Raw genomic sequence first — 26,769 nt, forward strand, 5'->3', positions numbered from 1 at the left:
GAGCACACGCTGCCAATGCGGCACGCTATAGCGCTGCCTGTTTCCGCGCACGCAGGCGTGCGGCATCTTCCCTTCATGCATTCACAAGGCGTCATCCATGCTCCACACGACACACCGGTGGGTACTGTGCCTGCTGCTGAGCAGCCTGAGCCTGCACGGCAACGCCGCGCCATCGCAATCGTCCATGACCGTGGCCGGACTGGAGCAGCCGGCGCAGATTCGCGTCGACCGCTGGGGCGTAGCGCACATTTACGCCCGCACCGATAACGACGCATTCTTCGTACAGGGATTCAACGTCGCGCGCGACCGCCTGTTTCAGCTCGACCTGCTGCGCCGCAAAGGGCTGGGCCATCTGGCCGATGCGTTCGGGCCGGCCTATGTCGAACAGGACCGCGCGTCGCGGCTGTTTCTGTATCGCGGCGACATGCACGCCGAATGGGCCAGTTACGGCCCCGATGCACAGCGCGACGTCAGCCGATTCGTTGCCGGCATCAATGCCTATATCGCCTGGCTGGAGGCGCACCCACAGGCGTTGCCGTACGAATTCCGCACCTTCGGCTACCGGCCGCAGACATGGTCGCCCGAGGACGTATTGCGCATCCGCACCACCGGTTTGAGCCGCAACGTCAAAAGCGAGGTCGCCCGCGCCAAGGTCGCCTGCAAGGCCGCGCTGCGCGTCGACGCGATCCGGCTGAAACTGCAGCCGGCCTGGACCACGAAGGTGCCCGAAGGACTGGATCCCTGCGTTCCGGACGGGGTGTTGAAAGTCTACGAACTGGCCACGCAAAGCCCCAGGCTGAGCCCCGATACCCACCCGCGCAGCGCCATCGCAGACATCGCAGCACTCCGTCCGGAAGAAGAAGCCGCTGCAGAAGGCAGCAACAACTGGGTGATTGCCCCGCACAAATCGGCCACCGGTCATGCAGTGTTGGCGGACGACCCGCACCGCGCGTACACCGTGCCCAGCCTGCGTTACTTCGTGCATCTCAACAGCCCGGGGCTGGACATCATCGGCGCCGGCGAGCCCACCGCGCCGGGCATCGCGATCGGCCACAACCGCACCAGCGCTTTCGGCCTGACCATCTTCAACATCGATCAGGAAGATCTCTACGTCTATCGTCTGAACCCGGCCGATCACACGTCGTATTGGTACCAGGGCCATTGGGAACCGATGCGCACGCAGCACGAGTCCATTGCGGTGCGCGACGCTGCATCGGTACCGGTGGAGCTGCAATTCACCCGGCATGGGCCGGTGATCTATGTCGATGCGGACAAGCACATGGCCTACGCCATTCGCTCGGTCTGGAGCCAACCCGGTAGTGCGCCGTACCTGGGGTCGCTGCGTTATCTGCGCAGCGCATCGTTCGAGCAGTTCAAGGACGCGCTCGCGCACTGGGGCGCGCCGTCGGTGAATCAGCTCTATGCCGATGTGCACGGCACCATCGGTTGGGCGACGGCCGGCATGACCCCGCGCCGCGAACGTTCGGATGGGTTGCTGCCGGTTCCCGGCGATGGCCGCTACGAGTGGAACGGCTTCTGGAACAGCGATGTGCTGCCCTCGTCGAAGAACCCCGCCTCCGGCTTCATCACCACGTCCAACGAGATGAATCTGCCGGCCGGCGATCCATCCCTGGCGCGCAAGATCGGCTTCGAATGGGCCAACGACGCGCGGCACGCACGCATCACCCAGGTACTCGCGCGGTTGCCCAAGGTCACCCTGCAGGATTCGCAGCAGTTGCAGAACGACCAGGTGTCGTTGTTGGCACAGCGGCTGGTGGCCTTGCTGCAACCGCTGCACGCGCAGGACCCGGCGACCAACGCGGCATTGGCACTGCTGCGGCCGTGGAACGGTGAGGTCGGTGCGACTTCTGCCGCTGCCGCGCTGGAAGAAGTGTGGTTCAGCAGCTATCTCGGCGCGGCTTACAAAGCGCTGGTCCTGCGGCCGGCAGAGGCGGCCACCTTCGGCATGCCCGATGCCGCGGTGCTGATGGATGCGCTGGAGCATCCGGGCGCCGCATTCGGTCCAACCCCCGCCGCACGCCGCGACCAGTTGCTGCTGGAGTCGCTGCGCAGCGCCTATCAATCGCTGGTCGACCGGCAAGGGCCGGATCCGGCGCAATGGCAGTGGGGCAAGCTGCACACCAACACCGTTACCCATGCGATGAGCGCAGCGCTCGGCAGCGAACGCGCGCGGCTGGATGTCGGCCCATTCGCCAAGGGCGGCAGCCCGTACACGCCCAATCAATCCAGCTACGACCCCAAAGATTTCCGCCAGACCATCGGCCCGTCCGCACGTTTGATCATCGACCTGGGCGACTGGGACAATTCGCGTGCGGTGAACTACCCCGGCCAATCCGGCGACCCGGCCAGCCCGCATTACCGCGATCTGGCGCCACTGTGGCTGCACGGCAAATATTTCCCGTTGCTGTACACGCGTGCGGCGGTCGACGCGGCGACCGAGCAAGTGTTCGATCTGGTGCCGGCCACGCCACGCTGATCGGTGGATGGCTGCAGCAGACCGTCGGCTAAGAAGAGCGCAGATGACCTTCAACGCGCATCTGGCATGCAGGGACCAAGGCCTGAAGCGGCATCGAGGTCCAAGCAGTGGACTGCGCAGCCATTGCCCGAAGAAAGCCTGCGTCGTTAACTCCACCCGAGCGCCTGCGTCGTTCCGCAGGCGCTCGCACTCACTATGTTGCAAGCGGAAATCAGAACCCGAACCAGCACACGCGCAGCAAGCGTGGACTAACCCCGCTTGCTGCGTGCCCTGCGCTTAAACCCGCGCGGTTGACTCGCGCACGAAGTCTTCATAGGAGCGCAGCGGGCGGCCCAGGATCGCCTGCAATTTTTCCACCGTGCCATCTGCTGCCTGCATGCCGAATGTCTGGATGCCGGCCATCATCAGGCGCATGTCGTATGCCAGCCAGGAGGGGCCATACGCAGCCATCTGTGCTTCGAATGCCGCCACGTCGTCGCCGGCGTAGGCGATCTCGCGACCGAGTGCTGAACTCCAGGTCTTCGCGACGGAAGCGCCGGTCACGGCATGCGGGCCCACCAGCTCAAGCGTGACGCGCTCAAGTGCTGCAGGTGCGCGGTCGCGTCGCAGCAACTCGATCACCGCGATGTCTGCAATGTCGCGCGCATCGATCATGGCAACACCGGTCGCGCCGATCGGCATCGGATAGACGCCGTAGCCTTCGATAGTCTTCTGGATCATCGCCTCGTTCTGCATGAAGTACGCCGGACGCAGAATCGTCGCAGGAATATTCAGGCTTTCGATCATGCGCTCGACCGTGTGCTTGCCGGTGAAGTGCGGCACGTTGGTGAATGTGTCGGCATGGATCACCGATAGGTAGACGATGCGTTCGATGCCTGCTTCCTGGGCAAGATTCAATGCGATCAGCGCCTGCGTCACTTCGTCCGGTGTCACCGCATTCAACAGGAACAAGGTGCGTGCCGACGACAGTGCTGCGCGCATCGATGCAACGTCGGTGAGGTCTGCCACAACCTCGGTGACGCCGGCTGGAAATGCGCGTTTGCCTGTCTGGCGCACCAGTGCGTGGACCTGCGCGCCGGCGTCGGCCAGGCCCTGGACGACGAGGGAACCGATGGTGCCGGTGGCACCGGTAACGAGAATGCTCATGTGACGCTCCTGCTGTGGATGGGTAGATGGGTGAGTTAGTGCGACATGTCCGCCACGACCTTGCCGGCTCGCGAAGCGGTGCGATTGCGTTCGATTGCTGACGGGATTTCGGCGAAACCGACGATCTCGCCGACCTTGGATGTCAGCGCGCCGCTGGCCACTTGTGCGGCCAGGGTTTCCAGCAGCGCGACGTCCGGGGTGTTCATGAACCACAGGCCACGGCGGCCACGCGGTGTGCGGGCCAGGATGTCCGGCGAGGTGGTGCCGACGATCGCGCCGTGCGGCGCGAGCACTTGCCACGAGCGGTCCAGGACATCGCCGCCGACGTAGTCCAGCACCAGGTCGATGTCGCCAACGAGGTCTTCAAAGCGTTGCGATCGATAGTCGATGACTTGGTCCGCGCCGAGGCTGCGCACGTAGTCGACGTGCTCGGTGGATGCGCTTGCGACCACCTGCGCCCCAGCGCGCTTGGCGTACTGCACCGCATAGCCGCCCAGCCCGCCTGCTGCGCCATGGATCAGGATCCGCTGGCCTGCCGCGAGCGGGCCTGCGTGGTGCAGGCTCTTCCAGGCGGCCACCGCAGCAACCGGCATGGCAGCGGCATGCACGTCGTCCAGGCCATCGGGAGTGCGTGCGAGTTTGGTCTGGTCTACCGCAATGAACTCGGCAAATGCGCCGAGCGCGCCCATGGCGCCCATGACCCGGTCACCGACCTGAAAGCGCGTGGCACCGAGCCCGACGGCCTCGACCACACCGGCCAGTTCGGCGCCCAGCACGGCCGGCAAGGGCAGCGTAAAGACCTCCCGCACCAAGCCTGCGCGGACTTTCCAGTCGATGCCGTTGATGCCGGCGGCGCGGATGCGCACCAGCACCTGGCCGGCTCCGGCGTGGGGCATTGCGGTGGTGGCCACTTCGGCGGCATCGGCGCCGCCGTAGGCCCGAATCACGACTGCGCGTTGGGTGGTGCTCATGACAGTTGCTCGTCTGGCGTTGCGATGAACAAACTGTATGGCGTTGCGCAGGTAATACGAAGACGCCAATCTATAGACGCCTGGTTTCAAATCTGGAACACCATGGATCTGAATGCATTGATCGATTTCGCCCTGGTCGCAGCGAACCAGGGCCTGGGAAAGGCCAGCCGTGCCAGTGGCCGGTCGAAGGCGACCCTGTCCCGTCGCATCGCCGAGCTCGAGGAGCAACTGGGGGTGCGCTTGGTCGAGCGCAGCGCCCGTGGCCTCCGGCTCACAGAGGCCGGACAGTTGCTGATGGAGCGCACCGAGGTCCCGCTGAGCGAGGTGGCCGAGGCCATGGCGGCTGCGCGCGAAGGGCTTTCAACGCCGCGCGGCCGTCTGCGTGTGGCGTCTCCGGTGCTGTTCTCGCAATTGGCGATGGGGCGCATCGGCGCAGAGTTTTGTGCGGCTTACCCGGAGATCACGCTGGAGGTGGTGGCAGAGGACCGCACGGTCGATCTGGTGGAAGAACAGTTCGATGTGGCCATCCGCATCAACCCCAGCCCGGACAGCAGCCTGGTCGGTCGCTGTTTTGCCAAGGATCGGCTGGTTGTGGTCGCCGCGCCCAGCATCGCCATGCCAACCAGCAGCGCGGTCGCGCCAATTGCCGCTGTCGTAACGTCGAGCTTCCAACCGACCACATGGGCTCTGGATGACGGGCGCCTGGTCCTGGAGCCCATTCCACGGTTGAGGTTTTCCTCGTTCCTGATGGTCCGCGATGCGGCGCTTGCAGGTGGCGGCGTGGCGTTGATTCCGCAGTCGATCGCATGGAATCAACTCGCCTGCGGTGAGCTGGTGCAGTGGGGCACGGTCTCCGGCGTGGAGCCCGCATTGTGGGTATTGCACACGTCCAGACGGTTGGCGGCGCCGAAGGTGCGTGCCTTCGTGGACTTCATCTGCGATAGATATCCCGATGTATCGCTGGTGCTGAAGGGCTAGGGCGGCTGCATCTGGCTGCGCGGGCCAGTGCGTGCCGGCCGGCCGACGTCGCGGCCAGGCGAGAGGGGCGGCATCACCCCAAAATGGCGCCGCCGTGCTTCAAACACCACCACCGAAGCGTTCGATCAACAGATCGGTCAGAACACGGATCTTGCGCGCAGGATGCGCGGCAGGCGCCCGCACGACGTAAAGCCCGGCCTCGGGAGACGGGTACCTGGGCATGACGCGAACCAGCGCGCCGGAGGCAAGATGCTCGGCCACGAGAAAATCCGGCAGTGCCGCGATCCCGAGTCCGGCAAGCGCCGCTGCCGCAATCGCAGTGCCGTTGTCGGCCTTGAAGCGCCCGCGTGGATGGATCGTCACCAGCTTGTCGCCGTCCATGAACCGCCAGCTTTCCGTGCCTTGCAGCAGCGCCTCGTGCGTCAGCAGCGCCTGTGGCGTATCAGGTTCGCCATGTTTGCGCAGGTACGCGGGAGTGGCCATCAAGCTGCCGCGCATCGGCGCCACGCGGCGCGCGACCAGATTCGAATCGGTGAGATATCCCAACCGGATCGCACAGTCGAAACCGTCGGCGACGATGTCGATAAAGCGGTCGCTGTAGCAGGCATGTATCTGCAACGCCGGATGCCGGCTGGCCAGTTCGGCAAGCACCGGCGCCAAATGAGTAGGGCCGAACGTCAGCGGCGCGGCGATACGCAGGCGGCCACGCAGATCGCCCGCGGGCAAGATGGTCTCGCGCGCCACGTCCATCTCGGCAACCATCCGCGCGGCATGCTCGCGAAACGTCGCGCCTGCCTCGGTGACGGCAGCGCCCCGCGTGGTGCGCGCGAGCAATTGGATCCCCAAAGCGTCCTCGAGCCGAATGAGACGGCGGCTGACGATGGACTTGGCAACCCCCAGGCGCCTGGCTGCTGGCGAGACCCCGCCCGCGTCTGCCACCTCGACGAACGTCCGCAGGTCTTCGAATTCCATGGCGTCCCTGTTTCTGCGACACGGCATGTCGCTTCGCGCGGCTAGCTTAGCTGTATTCGGAACGCCACAGTGGGCTCACGGGCGCCAGGCAAGACGCTCTGACCGGGAACGCCATTCGCGTCCACCCCGGCCCCCTCGCCCACATCCTTTCTCGAGAGACACCTCATGCACACCTCGTCCATTCCCAACCAGCCCAGTGCCGGGCGATTCATTCGCGGCCTTTCCTGGACCCTGCGCGTGTTCGCCGCCGTGGCGTTCTTCGCTGCGGGTGCGGTCAAGCTGGCCGGCGTTCCGATGATGGTCGAGGTGTTCGATCACATCGGCCTCGGTCAGTGGTTGCGCATCGTGACCGGTGCGATCGAAATCATCGGGGCAATCGCATTGCTGCTACCGACAACGTTTGCGCTCAGCGGTGCACTGCTTGCGGCCATGATGTTGGTGGCGACCGGTGTGCATCTGTTCGTTATCGGCGGCAGCCCGGTGCCGGCGATCTTGCTGATGGCGGTGACCGCGACAATCGCCTGGTTGCATCGCGCCCGCATTGCCGCGGTGCTGCGCGCAACGCGTTCGGTTTGATCGGGGCCTGCCATGCGCACTCTCTCATTGCAGCCTTCGTTCCCCGCCACAGAAGCGCCAGCTGCCGCGCCGCGCGCCATCGTCCACCGCAGACGCGGCAACAGCTCCGGCGGCCCCATCACCCGGCTCATGAGCCCGTCCGATCTTGGGCAGGTGCTGAAGCCGTTTGTGTTCCTCGACATCTTCGATGCGCAGGGTTCGGTCATCCACACGATGTCGGGCATGCCGCTGCATCCGCATTCGGGCATCGCCACCGTCACGGTCTTTACCGAAGGCAGCATGCATTACCACGACCAGACAACCGGTCGCGGCACGATTGCCTATGGCGGAGTGGAATGGATGCGTGCCGGAATCGGCGTGTGGCATGGCAAAGAAATGGTTCCGCCAGCCGACGCCTCCTGCATCCAGGGATTTCAACTATGGCTGGCACTGCCTGAAGCCGTGGAGCTGGCGGAACCGCAAAGCCATTACATCGAAGCGCAGCACATGGCCGAGACCGGCCCCGCGCATGTGGTGATCGGTCGCTACGAGGGCGCGCAGAGTCCGGTCGATGCCCCTGACGGCATCAATTACCTATTGGTCACCTTGAAACCCGGCGAACGCTGGACCTACCACCCGCCTGCCTGTCATTTGGTCGGGTGGTTGGCAGTAGCCAGTGGCACCCTTGATGCCGGTGAGCTGCTGCAACGCGGCGAACTGGTGGTCTTTGCCGATAACGGCGCGCCCATCGTGCTGCAGGCGCCTGGCAACAGCGATGCAGTCTTCGTGCTCGGCTCGGCCATTCCACATCCGCACCCACTGCACCTTGGCTATTACTCGGTGCACACCACTGCACACGCGCTCGCCATCGGTGAAGAGCGCATCCGCACGCTTGGGAAACAGATGCAGGCAGCAGGCGACCGCACGACTGCTTCCGGCACGACGCCGGTATTCAAGTAAACGCGATGCTCAAGGGCAAGCGGCACGAGACGCCTTTACTCCTGGCAATGAGTAAAGGCCTCGCTGTTTGAAGCGACATCGGCACGTTTCCGACGCGGCGCTTCAATCGATGTTGTGTGGTGGTTGTCCCTGCGTCGGGTAACCCTGTTCCCATCAGACACCGTTGCACAGTGACGTTGCGGGCCGCAAAGCTGATGCCTGGTTCTGCAAGGACTCTGCGGACGTCTAATCCCGGCTTTGATACATGCCAGGCGCATCGACGCTTGATGCCGGTACCCGCTCAAGCGGCGCTGTCATCGGTTCAACGACAACGCCTGGATCAACGTTCCTTGGTCCGTTGATTGCGTCGCAGCTCGCCACAGTCAGGCCATCGCCCCTGGGGTGCCAAGGGTCACCAGCGGCGCTGCGATCTGACAACCGCTTTGGAAGGCACGTACGACAATGGGGTGTTGAAGGCACTGCGATAGCCCAAGTGCTTCGACTGCGATGCCCGGTACGCATCGACTGATCGGAGCGTTTGGCCTATGGCAGTGTTTCCACATCCGCCTTATTGGCAGCATCAAAGCGATCAGCGGCCTCTGCTTTTGAAGTCATCATCCGTACGACCCCCTGCCATCCGACCTATTGACGACAGCTGTAGTCATGTCTACGGTAGCGACATCTGTAGTCATGGGGCACGAGATGAGCGCTAAGACCATCGGGGACCAGGAGCTGGCCCTGCTGCAATACATCGAAGAACAGCGCCACGCCAGCGTGGGCGAAGTGGCGGCCGCGTTCGGCGAGCCGCGCGGGCTGGCGCGCTCGACCGTGCTGACCATGATGGAGCGTTTGCGTACCAAGGGCTTCCTGCGGCGCAGGCAAGTCGATGGCATGTACCGCTACAGCGCCACCGCCGGGCAGGACGACGTGGTGCGCGGTGCGGTGGGGCAGTTCGTGGAAAAGACGCTGCAGGGCTCGGTATCGCCGTTTGTGGCGTGGATGTCGCAGCGCGCCGACGAGGTCAGCGATACCGAGCTGGCCGAACTCGAAGCATTGGTCGCCAAGCTGCAATCGCAGCGCAAGGAGAGCTGAGTCATGCAGAGCCTGTTCGAAGTGGTGGTGCAGCGGCTGGCGATGACCAGCCTGCAATCGGCCGCGCTGGTGGCGGTGGTGTGGCTGCTGTGCAAAGCCATGCCGCGCCTGCCGGCATCCACGCAGTGTTGGCTGTGGTGGATGGTGGGGCTGCAGGCGGTGTTGGGCCTGTTCGTGGCGCCGGTCGAGCTGGCGGTGTTGCCGGCCGCCGCACCGGTGGCGCAGGCGGTTGGGGACACGGTCACGGCGCTGCCGAGTGCATCGCCGTCGCTGTGGGTCCGCTGGGTGGTGGCGGCCTGGTTGGCCGGTGTGGTGGTGATGCTGGCGCGCAGCGCCGTGGCGTGGCGGATCAGCCGCCGCCAGGTGCAGGCCACCGAGCCGTGCACCGATCAAGCGCTGCTGGCGGCCCTGCAACTGGCCGCCGATGCGCACGGCTTGCGCCACGCACCGCCGTTGCGCCTGAGCGCGCAGATCGATTCGCCACAACTCATCGGCCTGTGGCGGCCAGTGTTGTTGCTGCCGTCCCGTCGCCTGGCCAGCATCAGCGACGATGAGTTGGACATGGCGCTGACCCACGAGCTGGTGCATCTGCGTCGGCAGGATCTGTTGTGGGGGCTGCTGCCGGCATTGGCGCAGCACGTGTTCTTTTTCCATCCGCTGCTGCATCTGGCCGCGCGCGAATACGCCATCGCCCGCGAAGCTGCCTGCGATGCGGCGGTGGTCGCCGGTCACGTGCGCTGCCGTCACGACTATGGCCGCCTGCTGGTCAGCCTTGGGGTGTCTGCAGCGCCGGTGGCCGGGGTGTCCAGCGCATCGCCGAGTTTTCTGAGCCTCAAGCGCCGCTTGATCATGTTGCAAAACACCAACGCTACACCGGGCTGGGGCGCGCGTGCGCTGGTCGCGGTGGCGGTCCTGGGCGTGGCACCGCTGCGTCTGGTCGCCATGCCCGCGCCGCTGGCGTCGCCTGCGCTGCAGCCGGTCGTGGTCACCGCCAGCGCATCGCCGGCGATGTCGCACGGCATGCGCAGTGCCGATGGCGCTGCGCCACTGCAGCTGCAGGCAGCGCCTGCGGCACCGGCCGCTCCTGCAGTTCCCGCGTCACCGGCAAACGGCGTGCTGGCGGGCGTGCTGGATGCGCCGGGCGCGCAAGACAGCTGGCACATGGAGACCACCGGCTGGGATGCCGATGCACAGCAAGACGTCCGCGACGCCATCGACGAGGCCACGCGCAGTGCGCAGGCCGCTGATGTGGAGGCACGGGCCGCCGCACAGCAGGCCGTCGAGGCGAGCGATCTGCATGCACAGATGCGCCAGGACGAGCTGCAGGCGGCGCAGGACGCATTGGTAGAAGCACGCGAGCAACTGGAGTCGCTCGGCCCCGAGCTGGAGCAGGCCAAGCAGGACGCGCAGCAGCAGGTGCGTGAAGCGGCGCAGCAGATCCGCGAGGTGGCGTTGCAACAACGCAACGCGCAATACGCCTATGTTGCCGCCGCCCGCCAGGCAGCCGAGTTGAGCCGCCATCAGGCCGAAGCGGACAAGGAAGCCGCACGCCAGGACCGCCGCAACGCCGCGCGTGCCCAACATTCCGCGGCCGGCACGGACCAAGACAACTAGCGACCTGCGCCGCAGCACAGCGCGCATTGCCACGGCAGTGCGCGTCAGGAGATCCAACGCGTAGCGCACCAGCCAGGCGTGAGGTATGGCCTGCAGTCGCCAGGTAGGCAGCGCCGTGCCCGGTAGACACGGCGCTGGTGATGGCTGATCGCTGATTGTTCTGCGCCGGCGGCGGCCGGCATGCAGGCACCTCACGGCTTGCCGCTGGGCATGACAGAAGCGGCAGTAGCTGGCTCGTCCACTGGCAGTGCAGGTGTTCGGTAACCGCTCCACCTGATCGACCGTTTTATCCAGCGCGACCACTGCAGTGATCGCGCACAGCACCAGACACCGCACTCCACTCACGCGGGTTAAGCCACGTACCCGCTCATCGACTCAGCACGTCTCGACGCAACCAGCGTCGGCAACGCCGTGGCCGTGTGTTCGCTATTGCCCCATCCGCCTGACCGCTACCGGCGGGCGGCACCCACATCCCCAAGGAGATCGCACATGCATCAGATTACGTTCCCACAGCAGCGTCTGCGCCGCGCCTTGCTGCTTGCTCTCGGCGCGCTCGCTGCGCCCATGCTGATGGCAGCACCGGCAGCACCGGCAGCACCGGCAGCACCGGCAGCACCGGCAGCAACAACAGCAACAACAGCAACAACAGCAACAACAGCAACAACAGCAACAACAGCAACAACAGCAACAACAGCAACAACAGCAACAACAGCAACAACAGCAACAACAGCAACAACAGCAACAACAAACCCAGCCAGAGCAACATTACCGGTAGTAGCAGCCAACGCAGCCAACGCAGCCGCGATGCCGTTACCGTCCGCAGGGCCTGCGCCGGCCCATCACGCTGCGCCGCGCGCTGCTTCGACCTTCGCATCCGCTGCTGCGCCGGTCGCCCCTTCGGCGCCATCGGCCTCCGCCACGTCCGTGGCAACGCCAGCACCGGTCGCGCCTGCACAGCCCGCGCATCCAAACGCGCCTCTGGCTCCCCCGGCTGCGCCGATCTCTCCCGCAGTGATGCCCACACCAACGCCTGCGCTTTCGATGCCACGCCTCAGGCACGTCGCATCCGGCGCGCGATCGACCAAAGCCGCTTGCGGCAGCAACGCGCAGGACCTCCAGGACGATGGCGATGCCTATGTGCTGCTGCAGGGCGAGCGCCATCTCATGCACGGCACCACCGACGATCTGCAGACCGCACGTCGGTATATCAACGCCAATGGCTGGGTGCTGTGGTTCCGGGCCAACGGTGTGCAATACGTCGTGCGCGATCCGGGCCTGCTGCATCGGCTGCGCACTGGCTATGCGCGCAGCCTGCAACTGCGCGCGGCCCAGGACAGTGTGCAAGCGCGTCAGCAAGCGCTTGCCGCGCAACTCGCCGCCGCTGGTACGCCTGCGTCTGTGGCAACAGCGGCGCAACCGGTGCAGGCCGCTGCCAACGACACACAGGCCCTGGAAGAGCAGCAGCGCCTGTTGACGCAACAGCAGGCCGTGCTCGCCAGAAAACAGGCCGGCGCCACGCGACTGGCCACCCGCCAGGCGCTGAGCGTCCTGCGCGAAGCACTTGCCAGTGGCCGGGCGACGCGGGTGACTGGCTAGCTAGCAGCAGCTGCGAACCGGCGTAGACGCAGGCTTACCGTGACGGCTGCCTCTTCAACGGCGCACAACGTGCTGCTGCGGCCAGTGCACCACGCTTGCAACGCGAGGCATTCGTCAGACAGCACCAACAACCGCAAGCCGTGCTTGTCGAGCACCTAGCAACGACATGTGCAAGCAACGCCAAACCTGCGTTCGCTTCGCCGCTGCCGCACTGCAATCGGTAGCACTGCAAGACGAGATCGTGCGTAGCACTTGCGCATCGATACGACAGATTTTCCCAAGCTTATCCACACAAGGAAATTCCCATGTGGCACATCACCCCTGTATCGGCACGCGCTGGCGTGGCGGCCATCCTGGCGCTTGCGCTCACCAGCGTGCTGACGCCATGTCTGGCCGCGCGATCAGCCGGTCAGCCAGAAACTGCGCCGGCATTCGGTACGCAAACACCTGCCATTGCATTGGCCCCGTTCGCTGCAGTTGCCGCGACCGCGATGCCCACTGCACCGCACGCACCGGCACCACCAGCGACACCCACGCGCACGCCGGCCGGCGACGTGACCACGTATGGCCATCTCACCCTGTCGGATCGCCCCGATCAGGATGCGTATGTGCTGATTGAAGACGGCGAGGCCCTGATGCATGGCTCCACCGAGGATCTGGCCCGCGCACGTCGCCTGGCCGGCAACACGGGCGCACTGCTGTGGTTTCGTAACGGTGGCAAGAGCTACGTGGTGCGCGATCCGGCCACCCTGCAGCGCATCCGCGTGCTGTACGCGCCGGTCAGCCAGCTGGGCGAAGCCCAAGGTGCGCTGGGCGAGCGGCAGGGCCGGCTGGGCGAGCAGCAAGCGGCGTTGGGAACGCAGATGGCCACCGTGGCGGCACGTGATGCGGCCGCTGCCGTTGCGCAGGCACGTGCCTCGCTCACGCGCGACACCGCTGCGGCGCGGCCGGCCACGTCCACGACGCAGCAGGCCAACGCGGCCAGGCAACGCAGCACGCAGCAGCAGATCGAGGCATTGGCCACGCAACAGCAAGCGCTCGCTGCGCAGCAGGCCGATCTGGCCACGCAACAGGCCGCGGCCAGCGCGCGTGCAGACGACCAGGCGCGGCACGTCATGCGTGAGGCCATCCGCAACGGCCTGGCAAGCCCTGTGACGCGTTGATCGCGTTGATCGCGGCGGCCACGGTTCGCCGATACTGCAGGGCATTGGCGGAAGGGCGAGCAGGCGATGACGTACCGGGTGGTGGTGTTGGGTGGCTATGGGCACTTCGGTGCGCGCATCGTGCGGGCGCTGGCCGCCTTGCCACACCTGCATGTCATTGCTGCCGGGCGCCATCCCGGCGCGATCGCAGCGACCTGGCCCGAAGCTGCGCCCGGCCGTATTTCCGCATGCCGGCTGGATAGTGCCGCCGACGATTTCGCCACGCGCCTGGCCGCCACTGCCGCCGATGTGGTGGTGCACACCGCCGGGCCATTCCAGGGCCAGGACTATGCGGTGGCGCGCAGCTGTCTGCAGGCCGGCATGCACTACATCGACCTGGCCGACGGCCGCGCGTTCGTGCGCGATTTTCCGGCCGCATTGCACGACCTGGCACAGCACGCTGGTCGCGTGGCGATCAGCGGTGCCAGCACCTTACCCGCACTGTCCAGTGCAGTGATCGACGCACTGCTGCCGCGCTTGTCGACCCTGCACGCCATTGGCATGGTGATCGCGCCCGCGCAGGGCACGCCGCTGGGGCTGGCCACCGTGCGTGCGGCGCTGTCGTACTGCGGCACGCCGTTTACGTCGTGGAGCGAGGGCCGTTGGCAGACCGTGGTGGGCTGGGCATCGCCGCAGCGTGTGCAGTTTGCACAGCTGGCACCGCGGCTGGCATCGCCCTGCGATGTGCCCGACCACGACCTGCTGCCGCAGCGCTACCCCGGCGTGCGTAGCGTGCAGTTTCGCGCCGCGCTGGAGGTGTCGTTCCTGCAGCGCTGCCTGGCCGCGCTGGCCTGGTTACGCCAGCGCGGTGTCCCGGTGCCGATACCGCGTCTGGCGCCAGCGTTCGCACGCGCAGGGCGCTGGTTCGACCGCTTCGGCACCGACCTGGGCGGCATGCGCGTGGAGCTGGCCGGCGAGCGCGATGGACAGCCGCTCACCGTGCGTTGGGACCTCACCGCGGCGATGTTGCACGGCCCGGAAATCCCCTGCTTCGCTGCGATCCTGCTGGTGCGCAAACTCGCCGCAGGGCAGGTGCTGCCCAGCGGCGCGCACGCCTGCATGGGGCTGCTGACCCTGGCCGACTTCGAGCAGGAATTTGCCGCCTGGCAGATGCACACCGACGTGGTGGAGACGCGTCCGTCAGGACGGGGGCGGTTGCACCCCACACCGTGAATCGTAGCGACAGCGTGCTGCCGTGCGAAGTCGGCACAGATCCGCGCGCATGCGTGTAGATGCCGACGCGCCACCAACACCGCCCGCGCTCGCCCCAGACCGCTACACCGACTCCATCAACGGAATCACTTCTCTGTCCTGCGCCTCCACCGCCACCAGCCGCTGCATCAATAGCGACAACGTCACCACATCCTGGTGGTTGTGCTCGGCCACGCGGCGCAGGTTGCGCGCGCTGCCGCCGCGTAGGTAGCTCAGCCACGCTGCCGGCGCTTCGGAGCCAGGCAGGTCGTCTTCGCGCACCACGCGCAGCAGCTGCCGCTCGATGGTGGACAGCTTGCAGTTCTCCCAGGTGCCGCGATACCGGCGGCGGGTGGGGAACAACAGATCCACATGATCCAATGCGGAAATCGGGTCGCCGCGGCGCGCCAGCCGGTACCGCGTCTTCAACAGCGGCGCGTCGTAGCAGCGGCCGTTGTAGCTGCACAGCACCGTCTGCGGCGTGAGCCAGGTGCAGAACAACTCCAGCATGGCGCTCTCGGCGGCCATGGTGGACATCATCAGCTGGCGCACGCGCAAGCCGCCGCCTTGCGTAGCATCGGTGCACCACTGCGCAACCCCGATCATGAAGGCGCGTGTGCCGGTGCCGCCGGCCAGGCCGGTGGTTTCGGTGTCGAAGAACAGCACGTGCTCTGGCTGCAGCGCATCCTCGCGTTTGGCGAAGGCCAGCGAGAGCGGTTCGCATGGAATCGGCTGCGGCAGGAACGCTTCGATCAGATGCAATCCCGGTGCGATCTCGTTACCGGGCAGATACCGATCGGTGGACGGCGCGCGCACCGGCGTGTGCGCCGACACCGCACGTTCGCGCAGGCCGATCATCTTGCGCAAGCCGGCGATGTCGGTGCGTCGCTGCGGTGCCGGGTTGGATGTGGGCAGCGCAGGTGCCGCGCGCACAGCCGGCAGGCGCGCTGCCGCATCGGCCGCCGCGCCTGCCGGCTTGTGACGCACATCGTGGTCCACCCAGGCAAACGCCGAGCTATCGCGCGCAGGTGCTGCGGCATCCGGCGCCTGCAAGGCGCGGCGCGTCATGGCCGGTGCGGTGTGCGGGGGACGCGGTGCACCGACAACATCTGCGCTGCCGGGCTGCGTGCTTCGCGCAACGGCCTCGCGCGAAGCGCGTGAGGCCGACGCAGCAGGACCCGACGCAGGCTGGCGTTGCGCACGTGTCGGCATCACCGCATCGTCCTTGCGTGCCGTGGGCGTTAGCCCGCCGACCTGGCGGCGCAGTAAGCGCAAACGTTCTGCGCTCACCCCAGGATCGCTACCAGACACCGGGCCTGCCGGCTCACGTGCCGGCTGCGCCGCCGCAGGCAGGTCGCCTGTGGCACGCGTGCGCGCATCGCCTGCCGCATCAACTGCACCACCCGCACCCAGTGCATCACCAGCGGTTCGCCCGACCACTGCCGAGTGCAGCGGGTGTGCATCGGCCGCTGCATCGACCGCAGCCGACCCGACCGCATCGTCCACTGCACCGGCATGTGCAACCGCCACCGGTTCGCGCACATCCGCGTGCCCCGCCTGCCGACGTAGCACGCGCAGCCGGTCTGCATTCACCCTCATGCAAGCACGTCCAGCGCCAGGTCGTCGTCCACCTGGGTGGCATGGGGCAACGGCGCATCGGCATCGAACAACAGCGCCAACACCGTCAATGCCAACGACTTGGGCGACTCGCCTTTGCCTTCTTCATGCGCGGCCAGCACCGGGCCCACGCAGGCCGGGCAGCCGGCCGTGCAATCGCAACCGCGCACCAGCTCGTCCGCACGCTGCAGCAGCTCGGCCTGACGCAGCCACAGCGGCTCGCTCAAGCCCACGCCGCCGGGGAAGTTGTCATACAGATACACCGTGGGCACGAACGCCTGCTGCAGTTCTACCGCGCCTTGCTCGCCTTCTTCCACCCCACGCAGTTGCCCGCGCCCGGTTTGGTCGGCCACCGCAAACCACGCGCCGTCGCCATTGCCCACCGCCTTTTGCAGGTCGCGCGCATCGGCCATCACCGCCACCGTGGCCACCACATGCAGCGCATACGCCGCACCCAGAAATCCATCCAGCGCATCCTGCTTGGACGCGAACGCCTTGCCCAGCGTGGCCTGCGGCAATTGCCACCACACCGCAGTGGTGTGCAATTCCTGGTCGGGCAGATTGACCGGGCCGTAGCCGATGTTTTCATGCGTGTAGTAGCGGATCTTCTTGTAGCCGGACACGCGCCGCACCACATGCACTTCGCCATGGTGCGAGTCGCCGCGCCCGGCCACGCCGCCGTCGAAGCGGTCCAGCACCTTCAACTTGGTGTAGTCGATGCTGTCGGTGTAGTAGTCCACATGCGTGCGCGTCACGTACGCCTTGCGGCCTTCCCAATCCAGCCGTTCCACCTGGTACGGGGTGCTCTGCACCATGTGGATGGCGCCTTCGTACAGGGTGAGCGCAGCGGCGGAATAATCCACCTCGGCGATGATCTGCTGCTTGCCGTCGGTCTTGTCCACCACCACGAAGTTGCCGTCGGCCACCGAGCGCAGGCTCACCGCATTGGCCGGGTAGCTGTCGGCGATCCATTCCCAGCGGTCGCCTTCCTGATGGATCACTTCGCTCTCGGCCAATGCTTCCAGAAACACCAGCGGGTCGATCGGCCCGAACGGCTCGCTGGCAATGAACGGCAATTCGAACGCCGCGCAGCGGATGTGATCGAACAGGATCAGCGGTTGATCCGGCGCGATACGCGCATGTTCGGGCGAGGCATCGGCAAAGAAATCCGGGTGGCGCACCACGTATTGATCCAGCGGTTGCGAGCTGGCCACCAGTACGCCCAGCGCCGGTTGCTGGCGCCGCCCGGCGCGGCCGAAGCGCTGCCAGGTGGCCGCCACGCTGCCGGGGTAGCCATTGAGGATCACCACGTCCAGCGCGCCGATATCCACGCCCAGTTCCAGCGCAGAGGTGGATACGATGCCGTCGATGTTGCCCGCGCGCATTGCCCGCTCCACCTCGCGCCGCTCGGTGGGCAGATACCCACCGCGATACGCACGGATGCGCGCCGGTTTGCGCGGGTCGTGGTCGAAGATGTCTTTGAGGTATTTGGTCAGCACCTCTACCATCAAGCGCGTCTGCGCGAACACCAGCGTCTTCAACCCACTCTTGATCGCAATGCGCGCAATGCGGTTGCTCTGCGAGCGTGCCGACGCGCGCAGGCCAAGATCGGCATTGACCACCGGCGGGTTCCACAACAGCACGTGCTTGTCGCCGGTGGGCGCGCCGGATTCGGTGATCGCATGCACCTGTTCTTCGATCAGGGCCTGCGCGTGCGCATGCGGGTTGCCGATGGTGGCCGAGCACAAAATGAACTGCGGGTTGGCGCCATAGAACGCGCAGATGCGTTTGAGCCGGCGCAGCACATTGGTGACATGGCTGCCGAATACGCCGCGGTAGGTGTGGATCTCATCGATCACCACATAGCGCAGGTTCTCGAAGAACTGCGCCCACTTGGTGTGATGCGGCAGGATCGCCTGGTGCAGCATGTCCGGGTTGCTCACCACGATGTCGCCATGCAGGCGGATCGCCTGGCGCGCATCGCCGGGCGTATCGCCGTCGAAGGTAAAGGCTTTGACCCCCAGCTCGCCGGCGCGGTTCAACTCCAGCAGCTCGGCCACCTGGTCCTGCGCCAGCGCTTTGGTGGGAAACAGATACAGCGCCTTGGCGCCGGCGGTCATTGCCGCGCTCACTACGGGTAGCGTGTAGCACAGCGATTTGCCCGACGCGGTGGGCGTCACGATCGCCACATGCTCGCCGCGCTGCGTCGCCGCCCAGGCGTCGGCCTGGTGGCTGTAGAGCTGGCTGATGCCGCGCGCGCGCAAGGCGTCCGCCAGCGCGCTGGGCACATCGTCGGGGATCGGCGCGTAGCTGCCTTCGCGCCCGGGCAGGGTGAAGCTGCCGGTGATGCGGTCGTGGTAGCGGCGTTCCAGGCGTTCGGTGAGCAGTGCGCCATCGCGGCTGGGCCGGCCATCGGTGGTGGCCAGCGCGCGTTCGGCGGTTTCGGTGCGGGGAGCGAGGGCAAACGGAGGCATACGGCATAGCTCCCAAAGCGGGAGATCAAACATCAAAGAGGTCTCAGGGTATGAGACCAGCGGGCAACCGCCCAGCCTGCCTCACTGAGCGGATTCAGCAAGCGGGTATCCTGTTGCCCCCACCGCGTCACGCCGCCGCTGCACGCTGCTGGGCGCCCCCCATCTCGAAGACCCGCCGTGCCCGTGCCCCCCAGCGCCATTGCTCCGCACTACAAAACCCCTGCTGCCCGCCGTGCCGATGTCATCGTGCATACCGCCGGCCTGTTCCTGTCCATCGTCGGCGGCGTCTGGATGGTGTGGCGCGCCCACGCCAACCAGACCATGTTGCTGGCCACCTGCGTGTATGCGCTGGGCCTGCTGACCATGTTCGCCTGCTCGGCGGCGTACAACTTCGCCCCGCCGCTGCGCCAGCCGATGCTGCGCAAGTTCGACCACGCCGGCATCTTCGTGATGATTGCCGGCTCGTATACGCCGTTCTTCTTGGTCGCGCTCGATGGCAGCTGGCGCTGGGCCATGATCCTGACGGTCTGGTGCGTGGCCTTGCTCGGCGTGTTCGCCAAACTGTGCTTGCCTGGCATCGCCAAGGGCTTCTGGGTGGCGATTTACCTGTTGCTGGGCTGGGCCGGGATCGTGGTGGTCGACCAGATGATCGCCGGCCTGGACAGCGCGGTGCTCTGGCTCATCGTCGCCGGCGGCGCGTTCTACACCGTGGGCGTGACGTTCTACGTGCGCAAATCCATGGTCTACAACCGCGCCATCTGGCATGCCCACGTGTTGGGCGGCGCGCTGTCGCACTGGTATGCGATCTGGCTGTGCCTGCGCCCGGTGGTGGATGCGACGTAGTGGCGTCGCACGTCATCGATCGATGGGGTGCGATGGCCGCATGCTGCGTGAGGTTTCACGGTTCACCATGCCTGGCGAACGCGTTGCCACACTCAAGCGCCAAGCGACCGAGCGCGAGCGTTAGCCGATCTTGCACGCGCAGCACGGCCTGCCTGTGCGCATCACGTGTCACATTGAAAGTGACGGCTGCCTGCGTTGGCACGTGACTCTCTGCGACAGCATTGCGCGTGGCGGCACGCAGTGATTGAACGCCGCAGCCGAGGTCACGCGTAGGCAAGCGCAATCATGGCGCGATGGCTCACTCGTCCCGCGCAGGTCTGCGTCTGCGCACGTGGACGCAGACCTGCGCGTGCCACTCACCCGGAAACGGAAGTTCATGCGCAGCTCTCACCGCACCGGCACCCGCATGCCCATACCCATGCCATATGCCGGCAATCGCGCTTCCACCGGTGCGCGCCGCTGCACCCACATATCGCCCATCATCCGGTCCAGCCCGCGGTCCAGGCCGGTGACCATGCCTGCGCCGGGAGTGAAGGTGAGTTCGCCGAAGTAGACCTGCCCCTGCTGGATGTACCAATCCACGCGCACGTAATCGAAGTCGCTCGCCAGCACCTTGCTCAATTCCAGCGCCTGCTCCAGCAGCGCCGGTGCGCACGGCGGCGAGCGGCCGTCGTCGCGGATGCGGTGGAACGGCGTGTGCAGGTTGTCGACAAAGAACGTCATCGACAGCTTGGGCGTATCGAAGCGGCCGTAGATCACCTGCAGCACGTACTGAAACCGGCCATCCGGCTGCCGGAACATATGGAACTTGTAATCCACCGGCACCTGCTGCGCGTCGCCGATGTATTGCTCCACCAGAATGCGCGGCGGGATGTTGTGGTAATGGATCTCGCGCTCCATGTCGGAAAAGTCGGTGCGCAGCCAGTCCTTGCAGCGCGCCACGATGCGCTGCCGCTGCGCCGCGTCCGGCTCATCGCGCACCACTTCCACCATGCTCGCGCCGTGATTGGCCTTGATCACTGTCTGCTCCCAGCGCGGCAGGCGCAGCAGATCGTCGGGGTTGGCGCTGTCCAGCAGCATCGGGATCAGATGCGCCTGGCCGATCCGCGCCGCCACATACGGCCGCACCGTCACCTTGTCCGCCAGCCGCTGATACAGCGGGTAATCGCCGTGCACGCATTTGCGGTACAGCACTTTTTCGTTGAAGCAGGTGGGGTGGTACAGATTGGGCAGCCGCCCGAACGTGTTCAAGAAGTACAGCCGGTCCTGATGCCGCCAGGGCAGCGTCCGCACCAGGCGGCGCGCGCTTTTACGCAACAGGCGTTTGAGGGTGAGCCCGTCTGGGCGGGGCGCGGGTGCGGGCGGCAGACGCACCGGCGGGGTGTTGGCAAGTGGCGTTGCCGAGCTGGGGAAACACCCGGCCCACGCCTGTCCTGCAGCGCTTCGCGTCCCCATAGGCTGCGTCTGCAACCCCAGTCCCTGATCGATCATGACGGCTCTCCTTCTCGGCTATAAATGTGCGTTCCGTCACACAAATGTGTGATGTAGAGCACGGTATAACGGTGAAGTGAGATGAAGATGGCAAAACGTCTCAATCGGCCTGATTACGCAAAGGCACAGGCGCTTTACGCCTAAAAACCGGGTGCCAACCGGGCAACCGGCCGCTACCGTTGTGCAGTGCAAAAGGGTTTTGGACGGACCGTGCTGCGCCCGAGATCGGCGGTGTGAGCGCGTTGGCTGGTCGGGTACTTGCCGCCGCCAGATTTGCCACCGCCACACCAATGCGTAGGGATGCGGCGCTTGCCGCGACCTTTGTGGCGGCAGCGCAGGCGAGGCGGACAACCGATCGACGCCCCATCGAAGCCGGGTCATTGCCGGCAGCGCCCCACGTATGGCGCCGGCGTACGCTATGTCCTCAGCCGCCGGCCACAGGGAGTCTTTCGACCATGACGATCACCATCACCGCGTTCGAGCGCTCGCCCGACGGCGGCAAGGGGCTGGTCCGCGACACCCGTGTGCGTTGGGCGTTGGAAGAAGTGGGCCAACCTTATGCGGTGCGCCTGCTGCCGTTCCGTGCGATCAAGGAACCGGCGCACCTGGCCATCCACCCGTTCGGCCAGATCCCCACCTTCGAGCAGGATGGCTTGGCCTTGTTCGAAACCGGCGCCATCGTGCTGCACATCGCCCAGCACCATGCTGGCTTGCTGTCGCACGACCACAACGCCCGTGCCCGTGCCATCGCCTGGATGTTTGCCGCCCTCAACACCGTCGAGCCGCCGATGCTGGAACTAGGCAACGCCCTGCTACTGGAAGCCGACAAACCGTGGATGGCAGAGCGCTTGCCGCTGCTGCAAAAACGCATCAACCGCCGCCTGCAGCATCTGAGCGCCCATCTGCGCGACAGCACCTGGCTGGAAGGCGACTTCAACGCCGGCGACCTGCTGATGATCTCCGTGCTCATCCGCATCAAACTCACCGGCCTGCTGGACTCCTTCCCCAACCTGCAGGCCTACGTCGCGCGTGGCGAAAGCCGGCCGGCGTATCAACGCGCGTTTGCTGCGCAATGGGCGATCAATGGCGACGGTGGCGCACCGGCCTGATCGCAAGCAGCGTGGTTGCATCGGTCTTGACCACGCAATCGCTGCACGCCAAGGTGCGCATTCGTCAGCAACGCGCAATGGCGGCGATGACGGATAACTGCCGTCGTCACCGCATCCACAAGGTAGAGTGAGATGAGACCGACCGGCATCCTGTTCGCGGCAATCGTTGCAGTGGCCTTGGCCGGCTGCGCACGCGCACAGCAACACACCCAAGCCGATGCCGCATCAACCGCCAGTGCGCCCGGCCGCAACGCAGCCACGGCCAACCGCACTGCCGCTTCAAACAACCCAACACCAGCAGCGGTTGCCCATCCAGCTGCAACCGGCGCCGACACAGCGCAGTACCTGTGCGAGCGTGGCGCACACGCGTGCTCAATCAGCAGCCCGTTGGTGGCCAACTCGCGGGCAGAAGCGCAGTGGCTGCTGACCCACGGCTACCCTTCGCACGCCGAACGCGCGCGACTGGACCGCATGGACCTGGCCCAGCTAAAGGCCGGATCGCAAGCAGGCAACAAGGCCGCAACGGTGCTCTATGGCACCAAGACCGCAGTGAGCGGCCGCTTCTACTCAGGCCTGGCGATCTTGAGCAAGGCCGCAGCCACCGGAAACCTGTACGCCTACTACGGCCTGGCCGAGGTCTACGCCAGCGACACTGAGCACAAGAACCTGGTGGATAGCGCGGCGTATCTGCGCCTGGCCTACCTATTGGGCGATGGCAAGGCCTCGTCGGCCATCGCCGCGAAGGGGCTGAGCAGCATCGAAAACGTCGTCGCAGACGAGCGCGCCGCAGGGCTGTACCAGACTTACGCCAAGAACCGGCAACCTTCTCCGCGGCCGTTTGAATAAGCATCCCTTGATGCGGGCAGGTTGAGGAGATGAGGAGTCATCAACCCGGCGACGGAAACGAGAGAAAGGTGACTAGTTATCGCCCGACATCCCGTCCGTCACATAGTGGGTGATCAACGGCACCGATGCATGCGCAGACTCCACGCTCTCACCGGGAGATGAGCCGAGTGAGGCACCAAATTCGAGCGGCGCGTAATGGCGTCATCGTAAACGCCACGCAAGACAGCAACCCAAGCGCCACCCACCAAGCACAAGGACCGTCGATGAAGCCCTGGGCCGCACTCCTGATTGCCACCGCTCTACTTTGCAGCAGCCCCGTCATTGCAGCCGGCAGGTTGCACGTGCAGCTCAAGCAACCTGCACAGAGTGCTCAGTTGCCCGAGCAAGCGATGCGTCTGCAAATCGTCGTCCAGAACGATGGCGACCAGGCGGTGGAGCTGCTCGATCAAAGTTTCCCGCGCTTGAACAGGCAGGGCTTGATGATGAACAACGTGCTGAGCCTGCGCGATGCCAGCGGCAGCGAGGCGCAGTACTACGGAATCTACGTCAATCTGGAAAATGCACCGGAAGATGATTACGTCATCATCGCGCCAGGCCAGCGCCTGGTCATCACGGTGGACCTGCAACGCAACTATAGACTCACGCCTGGGCAAACCTACACCGTGAGCCTGCGTAGCCCGGTGCTGCATTTGAACAGGCCACGATCAGCCTTCGCGGATGCGTCTCGCGATTCGCTACGCGCAGCTTGGCAGCAAGCGACTGCCAACACAGTGCACATAGATGCTGCGTATCTAGCCCCCAGCAAGGCATCCGGCGTACCCACAAGGCCTTAAGTCGTATCAACGCGACCTATTCACGCCTTGGTAGCAAACACCCGCTCACCCACCGCGCACGCGGTGGCAAGGTGCGATTGCGGGAATGCGGGGTCCGGTACTGTCAGCAACTCCGTGGTGCGCACCGGCGCACCGCAAAAATCGAAAATGCCTTCGACAATCTGCATCTTCATCGCAGCAAAGCAGCCGTGGCGTGCGTAGGCGGTCGTCCGCGACGGCAATCGCCGCGAAGGGGCTGAGCAGCATCGAAAACGTCGTTGCAGACGAGCGCGCCGCAGGGCTGTACCAGACCTACGCCAAGAACCGGCAGCCGTCTCCACGGCCTTTTGAATAACCTGCTGCTACGGCAGACACAGTGGGCATCGATCGCTTAGCTGACTCAGATCGCGGTACGTCGATCTGCTGTTTTCAACGCACGCGCCCGGCAAGCAGCCGCTCACCCACGCCGTTTGCGCAGGCGGCCGGTTCGATGCCGGTTGCCTGCGGAGCGGTCGTGCTGAAACAAGCCCAGTGTCGAGCTCTCTCACACCGGGTGCCCGCTGGACCGACGCGATACATCAAGCCCAGCGACCATGCCTGTGCTGCGTCAGCAAACGCCCGGTGTTTGGCACAATGACCTGGAAGCGGGGTCTGGCCCTTCGCGCGCTGCCACTTGCCGCCGTACCGCAGCATCACCAGACCTGGGCGCGTTCCAGGTCGGAGCGGGCCATCGCATCGCCCGGCTTGCAGGAAAACGCCTTGGCAAACTGCGGCATGTTGGAAGGCCCCGCATTGACGCGCATGACGCTGGGCGGATGTGGATCGGAATTGAGTGCCTTCACCTGTGCTTCCTCTCGCCGCGCATTGCGGAAAAGCCGGGCCCAGTTGATGAAGAAACGCTGCTCGGGCGTATAGCCGTCGATGGCGACGTTGCGCTCCGGGTGTTTTTTCAGGTCCAGCATGAGCGCATCGTACGCAAGGTTGATGCCCGTGAAGTCTGCGATGCTTTCGCCGAGCACGAGCTGCCCGTTGACGCGCAGCTCAGGCTTGCTCTTGAGCGGCACGTAGCCGTTGACCTGGTCAAGGATCTTGCGGGTGCGGGCTTCGAATGCCTTGCGATCTGCCGCCAGCCACCAATTTCGCGTCGCGCCGGTTTCATCGAACTGGCTGCCCTTGTCATCGAAGCCATGACTGATCTCGTGCCCGATAAAGCCGCCGATCCCACCATAATTCAGCGCATCGTCGGCATGGACGTCGAACAGCGGCGCCTGCAGGATCACTGCAGGAAAGACGATGCTGTTTTCGGTGGGGTTGTAGTACGCATTCACCGTCTGCGGCAGCACTTCGCCCCAACCGCGTCGGTTGGCAGGCTTGCCGATTTTCGCTAGTTCGTTCTTGTGATTGAACGCAGCGGCGCTCTCGATATTGCGAAGGTACGCGCCCCGCTCCAACCGAAGCCCGGACCAATCCCGCCATGTATCGGGGTATCCGATCTTGGGCAGCATGTTGGCCAGCTTCTTCAAGGCCTCGGCCTTGGTCGGGGCGCTCATCCAATCGGCACGTTCCAGGCGCGCGCGCATGGCTTCCTGCAGATTTTGTACCAGCTCGAGTGCGTGCTGCTTGGATGCAGCAGAAAATTTACTGGCAACGTAGAGCTGCCCCATGGCTTCTCCAATCGTTGCATCCATGGAATCGATCACCTCTCTCCAGCGCGGCGGTTCTGTTTGCCGGCCTTCCAGGGTCTTTGAATAGAAAGCGAAGTGATTGTCAGCAAACGGCTTGCTCAGTGCGGGGGCGGCATCATCGATGGCATGGAAGCGCAGGTACGACTTCCACTCCGCTACCGGTGCGGTGTGCAGAAGTGAATCGAAGTTCTTGAGGAACGCCACTTGCGACAACGCCAGCCCTTTCTGTGGCTGGATGCCTTGCGCCTGCATGAAGGTGTCCCAGGGAAAATACGGGGTCAGCGCATTGGCCTCGGAGACGCTGAGCCACTGGTACATCTTGTGCGGATCCCGCAGCTCGGACGGTGCCAGTAACGCGGTGGCCAGCCGGCTCTCCAGCTGCAAGACGTGTGCTGCCTGCACGGACGCTTGATCGGCTGGAGTTCCCGCCAGCACAAACGACTGTGTGATATAGGCAAGATACGCCTGACGGATAGCGGCATACTGCGGATCGCTGTAATAGTCCTTCGAGGGCAACGTCAGGCCTTCTACGTAGACATAAGCCACCATCTTCGACGTGTCCTGATTATCAGGCTGCGCAACAAAACGGAATAACGGTGTTGCGCCCTGGGCGTGACGTGCGGTGATGAAACCGACGATGTCCTGTGTGCTGCTCAAGGCATCGATCGTGTCCAGTCGCTGTTTGATCGGTGTCAGGCCCAAGGTCTGAATCGTCGCCTCATCCATGCCGGAGGCATAGAACGTGCCGACCAGCTGTTCGATCGCGCCGTCGGCGGCGTGCGAGTGCAACGCCCCCTCCGCAATAGCGTGCTTATCCTTGTAACTTGCATTGTAAATGTCATACGAGGTGCCAATGCCGGTCTCGTTGGCCGGAATCCCCTTCGCCAAGGCCTTGCCGTTGGCAAACCCATTCAAGTCCTGGCACGGGTCCACACCGGTGTCCAATTCGTTGAGATCCAGCGCCGACACGGCCGGTTTGGCGGCTGGCGAAGGTGTGGCTTGCTTGGCTGTCATCGCTTGGTCGCCGGCCTGCTTGCAGCCCGTTAACGCCATAAGAATGGCCAGCGTGATCGTGGTTTTTTTTGGAATTGGCATAGGGGCCGCAATAAGTCGAGGAAGTCGCTCGCTCAGCTTAGTCG

General features: G+C 65.2%; 21 protein-coding genes and 1 pseudogene. 13 read left to right on the forward strand and 9 right to left on the reverse strand.

The features are described from left to right. Positions 1–97 precede the first annotated feature (97 nt). Entirely contained in the window at positions 98–2,497 is a 2,400-nt protein-coding gene (locus ACCQ06_RS00295; protein WP_316689821.1) for a penicillin acylase family protein, read from the forward strand. A gap of 276 nt (positions 2,498–2,773) precedes the next feature. Here ACCQ06_RS00295 and ACCQ06_RS00300 read toward each other — a convergent pair whose 3' ends face one another. Next, complete coding sequence (locus ACCQ06_RS00300; protein ID WP_316689822.1) at positions 2,774–3,643, reverse strand: NmrA/HSCARG family protein; 870 nt, start codon at positions 3,641–3,643, stop codon at positions 2,774–2,776. Between the two features lie 35 nt (positions 3,644–3,678). Beyond that, the gene (locus ACCQ06_RS00305; protein WP_228325471.1) at positions 3,679–4,614 is read right to left on the reverse strand and encodes an NADP-dependent oxidoreductase; all 936 of its coding nucleotides are present in this window, start codon (positions 4,612–4,614) and stop codon (positions 3,679–3,681) included. A 102-nt stretch (positions 4,615–4,716) separates the two neighbouring features. Between ACCQ06_RS00305 and ACCQ06_RS00310 the strand changes: the two genes are divergently transcribed. Continuing rightward, complete coding sequence (locus ACCQ06_RS00310) at positions 4,717–5,592, forward strand: LysR family transcriptional regulator (protein ID WP_228325477.1); 876 nt, start codon at positions 4,717–4,719, stop codon at positions 5,590–5,592. A gap of 99 nt (positions 5,593–5,691) precedes the next feature. Here the strand turns inward: ACCQ06_RS00310 and ACCQ06_RS00315 are convergent, their stop codons facing one another. Beyond that, positions 5,692–6,564: a LysR family transcriptional regulator gene (locus ACCQ06_RS00315; protein ID WP_316689823.1), complete on the reverse strand. Its 873-nt coding sequence runs from the start codon at positions 6,562–6,564 to the stop codon at positions 5,692–5,694. 165 nt (positions 6,565–6,729) lie between these two features. Between ACCQ06_RS00315 and ACCQ06_RS00320 the strand changes: the two genes are divergently transcribed. The 4 genes from ACCQ06_RS00320 to ACCQ06_RS00335 all read left to right on the forward strand — a co-directional run bounded on the left by ACCQ06_RS00320 (position 6,730) and on the right by ACCQ06_RS00335 (position 10,764). Beyond that, positions 6,730–7,140, forward strand: coding sequence for a DoxX family protein (locus ACCQ06_RS00320; RefSeq protein ID WP_316689824.1), 411 nt, complete (start codon positions 6,730–6,732; stop codon positions 7,138–7,140). Positions 7,141–7,269: 129 nt separating this feature from the next. Next, on the forward strand, positions 7,270–8,079 hold the full coding sequence (locus ACCQ06_RS00325) for a pirin family protein (RefSeq protein ID WP_316689825.1): 810 nt from the start codon (positions 7,270–7,272) through the stop codon (positions 8,077–8,079). Positions 8,080–8,760: 681 nt separating this feature from the next. Further along, a complete protein-coding gene (locus tag ACCQ06_RS00330; protein WP_104617140.1) occupies positions 8,761–9,150 on the forward strand; it encodes a BlaI/MecI/CopY family transcriptional regulator in 390 nt (129 codons plus the stop codon). 3 nt (positions 9,151–9,153) lie between these two features. Then, the gene (locus ACCQ06_RS00335) at positions 9,154–10,764 is read left to right on the forward strand and encodes a M56 family metallopeptidase (protein WP_316689826.1); all 1,611 of its coding nucleotides are present in this window, start codon (positions 9,154–9,156) and stop codon (positions 10,762–10,764) included. A gap of 499 nt (positions 10,765–11,263) precedes the next feature. Here ACCQ06_RS00335 and ACCQ06_RS00340 read toward each other — a convergent pair whose 3' ends face one another. Then, the gene (locus ACCQ06_RS00340) at positions 11,264–11,530 is read right to left on the reverse strand and encodes a hypothetical protein (RefSeq protein ID WP_372364759.1); all 267 of its coding nucleotides are present in this window, start codon (positions 11,528–11,530) and stop codon (positions 11,264–11,266) included. A gap of 275 nt (positions 11,531–11,805) precedes the next feature. Here ACCQ06_RS00340 and ACCQ06_RS00345 point away from each other — a divergent pair, with 275 nt between their 5' ends. From ACCQ06_RS00345 to ACCQ06_RS00355, 3 genes are all read left to right on the forward strand, one after another. Beyond that, positions 11,806–12,360: a hypothetical protein gene (locus tag ACCQ06_RS00345; RefSeq protein ID WP_372364762.1), complete on the forward strand. Its 555-nt coding sequence runs from the start codon at positions 11,806–11,808 to the stop codon at positions 12,358–12,360. 305 nt (positions 12,361–12,665) lie between these two features. After that, positions 12,666–13,523, forward strand: coding sequence for a hypothetical protein (locus tag ACCQ06_RS00350; protein ID WP_316689829.1), 858 nt, complete (start codon positions 12,666–12,668; stop codon positions 13,521–13,523). A gap of 66 nt (positions 13,524–13,589) precedes the next feature. Next, on the forward strand, positions 13,590–14,735 hold the full coding sequence (locus ACCQ06_RS00355; protein WP_316689830.1) for a saccharopine dehydrogenase family protein: 1,146 nt from the start codon (positions 13,590–13,592) through the stop codon (positions 14,733–14,735). Between the two features lie 102 nt (positions 14,736–14,837). On the opposite strand, the gene ACCQ06_RS00360 is transcribed toward ACCQ06_RS00355, so the two are convergent. Further along, positions 14,838–16,352 (reverse strand): ribonuclease H-like domain-containing protein, encoded by a 1,515-nt coding sequence (locus ACCQ06_RS00360; RefSeq protein WP_228325461.1) that lies wholly within the window; start codon positions 16,350–16,352, stop codon positions 14,838–14,840. Then, the gene (locus tag ACCQ06_RS00365) at positions 16,349–18,844 is read right to left on the reverse strand and encodes a DEAD/DEAH box helicase (RefSeq protein ID WP_316689831.1); all 2,496 of its coding nucleotides are present in this window, start codon (positions 18,842–18,844) and stop codon (positions 16,349–16,351) included. Before ACCQ06_RS00365 ends, ACCQ06_RS00360 begins: the two co-directional genes overlap by 4 nt. A gap of 177 nt (positions 18,845–19,021) precedes the next feature. On the opposite strand from ACCQ06_RS00365, the gene trhA reads away from it, so the two are divergent. After that, the gene (gene trhA, locus ACCQ06_RS00370; RefSeq protein ID WP_316689832.1) at positions 19,022–19,687 is read left to right on the forward strand and encodes a PAQR family membrane homeostasis protein TrhA; all 666 of its coding nucleotides are present in this window, start codon (positions 19,022–19,024) and stop codon (positions 19,685–19,687) included. 387 nt (positions 19,688–20,074) lie between these two features. On the opposite strand, the gene ACCQ06_RS00375 is transcribed toward trhA, so the two are convergent. Continuing rightward, positions 20,075–21,178, reverse strand: coding sequence for an ATP-grasp fold amidoligase family protein (locus tag ACCQ06_RS00375; RefSeq protein ID WP_372364766.1), 1,104 nt, complete (start codon positions 21,176–21,178; stop codon positions 20,075–20,077). 455 nt (positions 21,179–21,633) lie between these two features. Here ACCQ06_RS00375 and ACCQ06_RS00380 point away from each other — a divergent pair, with 455 nt between their 5' ends. From ACCQ06_RS00380 to ACCQ06_RS00390, 3 genes are all read left to right on the forward strand, one after another. Continuing rightward, positions 21,634–22,287, forward strand: coding sequence for a glutathione S-transferase family protein (locus tag ACCQ06_RS00380; protein ID WP_316689833.1), 654 nt, complete (start codon positions 21,634–21,636; stop codon positions 22,285–22,287). A 132-nt stretch (positions 22,288–22,419) separates the two neighbouring features. Next, a complete protein-coding gene (locus ACCQ06_RS00385; protein WP_316689834.1) occupies positions 22,420–23,133 on the forward strand; it encodes a hypothetical protein in 714 nt (237 codons plus the stop codon). 263 nt (positions 23,134–23,396) lie between these two features. Then, a complete protein-coding gene (locus tag ACCQ06_RS00390; protein WP_316689835.1) occupies positions 23,397–23,966 on the forward strand; it encodes a hypothetical protein in 570 nt (189 codons plus the stop codon). A 20-nt stretch (positions 23,967–23,986) separates the two neighbouring features. On the opposite strand, the pseudogene ACCQ06_RS00395 reads toward ACCQ06_RS00390, so the two are convergent. Together ACCQ06_RS00395 and ACCQ06_RS00400 are read right to left on the reverse strand one after the other, a co-directional pair. Continuing rightward, positions 23,987–24,166: pseudogene (locus ACCQ06_RS00395) on the reverse strand (NAD(P)H-dependent oxidoreductase); the annotation flags it as partial. Positions 24,167–24,637: 471 nt separating this feature from the next. Continuing rightward, positions 24,638–26,725: a M13 family metallopeptidase gene (locus ACCQ06_RS00400; RefSeq protein ID WP_316689836.1), complete on the reverse strand. Its 2,088-nt coding sequence runs from the start codon at positions 26,723–26,725 to the stop codon at positions 24,638–24,640. Positions 26,726–26,769: the final 44 nt, after the last annotated feature.

The sequence above is a fragment of the Xanthomonas sp. NCPPB 4467 genome, from assembly GCF_041475665.2.
Classification (GTDB): domain Bacteria; phylum Pseudomonadota; class Gammaproteobacteria; order Xanthomonadales; family Xanthomonadaceae; genus Xanthomonas; species Xanthomonas dyei.

Bases quoted from the DNA above. Each gene is read 5' to 3' on its own strand.
- ACCQ06_RS00295 (WP_316689821.1), top strand. From the start codon at position 98: ATGCTCCACACGACACACCGGTGGGTACTGTGCCTGCTGCTGAGCAGC.
- ACCQ06_RS00300 (WP_316689822.1), bottom strand. From the start codon at position 3,643: ATGAGCATTCTCGTTACCGGTGCCACCGGCACCATCGGTTCCCTCGTC.
- ACCQ06_RS00305 (WP_228325471.1), bottom strand. From the start codon at position 4,614: ATGAGCACCACCCAACGCGCAGTCGTGATTCGGGCCTACGGCGGCGCC.
- ACCQ06_RS00310 (WP_228325477.1), top strand. From the start codon at position 4,717: ATGGATCTGAATGCATTGATCGATTTCGCCCTGGTCGCAGCGAACCAG.
- ACCQ06_RS00315 (WP_316689823.1), bottom strand. From the start codon at position 6,564: ATGGAATTCGAAGACCTGCGGACGTTCGTCGAGGTGGCAGACGCGGGC.
- ACCQ06_RS00320 (WP_316689824.1), top strand. From the start codon at position 6,730: ATGCACACCTCGTCCATTCCCAACCAGCCCAGTGCCGGGCGATTCATT.
- ACCQ06_RS00325 (WP_316689825.1), top strand. From the start codon at position 7,270: ATGAGCCCGTCCGATCTTGGGCAGGTGCTGAAGCCGTTTGTGTTCCTC.
- ACCQ06_RS00330 (WP_104617140.1), top strand. From the start codon at position 8,761: ATGAGCGCTAAGACCATCGGGGACCAGGAGCTGGCCCTGCTGCAATAC.
- ACCQ06_RS00335 (WP_316689826.1), top strand. From the start codon at position 9,154: ATGCAGAGCCTGTTCGAAGTGGTGGTGCAGCGGCTGGCGATGACCAGC.
- ACCQ06_RS00340 (WP_372364759.1), bottom strand. From the start codon at position 11,530: ATGTTGCTCTGGCTGGGTTTGTTGTTGCTGTTGTTGCTGTTGTTGCTG.
- ACCQ06_RS00345 (WP_372364762.1), top strand. From the start codon at position 11,806: ATGCCACGCCTCAGGCACGTCGCATCCGGCGCGCGATCGACCAAAGCC.
- ACCQ06_RS00350 (WP_316689829.1), top strand. From the start codon at position 12,666: ATGTGGCACATCACCCCTGTATCGGCACGCGCTGGCGTGGCGGCCATC.
- ACCQ06_RS00355 (WP_316689830.1), top strand. From the start codon at position 13,590: ATGACGTACCGGGTGGTGGTGTTGGGTGGCTATGGGCACTTCGGTGCG.
- ACCQ06_RS00360 (WP_228325461.1), bottom strand. From the start codon at position 16,352: ATGAGGGTGAATGCAGACCGGCTGCGCGTGCTACGTCGGCAGGCGGGG.
- ACCQ06_RS00365 (WP_316689831.1), bottom strand. From the start codon at position 18,844: ATGCCTCCGTTTGCCCTCGCTCCCCGCACCGAAACCGCCGAACGCGCG.
- ACCQ06_RS00375 (WP_372364766.1), bottom strand. From the start codon at position 21,178: ATGATCGATCAGGGACTGGGGTTGCAGACGCAGCCTATGGGGACGCGA.
- ACCQ06_RS00380 (WP_316689833.1), top strand. From the start codon at position 21,634: ATGACGATCACCATCACCGCGTTCGAGCGCTCGCCCGACGGCGGCAAG.
- ACCQ06_RS00385 (WP_316689834.1), top strand. From the start codon at position 22,420: ATGAGACCGACCGGCATCCTGTTCGCGGCAATCGTTGCAGTGGCCTTG.
- ACCQ06_RS00390 (WP_316689835.1), top strand. From the start codon at position 23,397: ATGAAGCCCTGGGCCGCACTCCTGATTGCCACCGCTCTACTTTGCAGC.
- ACCQ06_RS00400 (WP_316689836.1), bottom strand. From the start codon at position 26,725: ATGCCAATTCCAAAAAAAACCACGATCACGCTGGCCATTCTTATGGCG.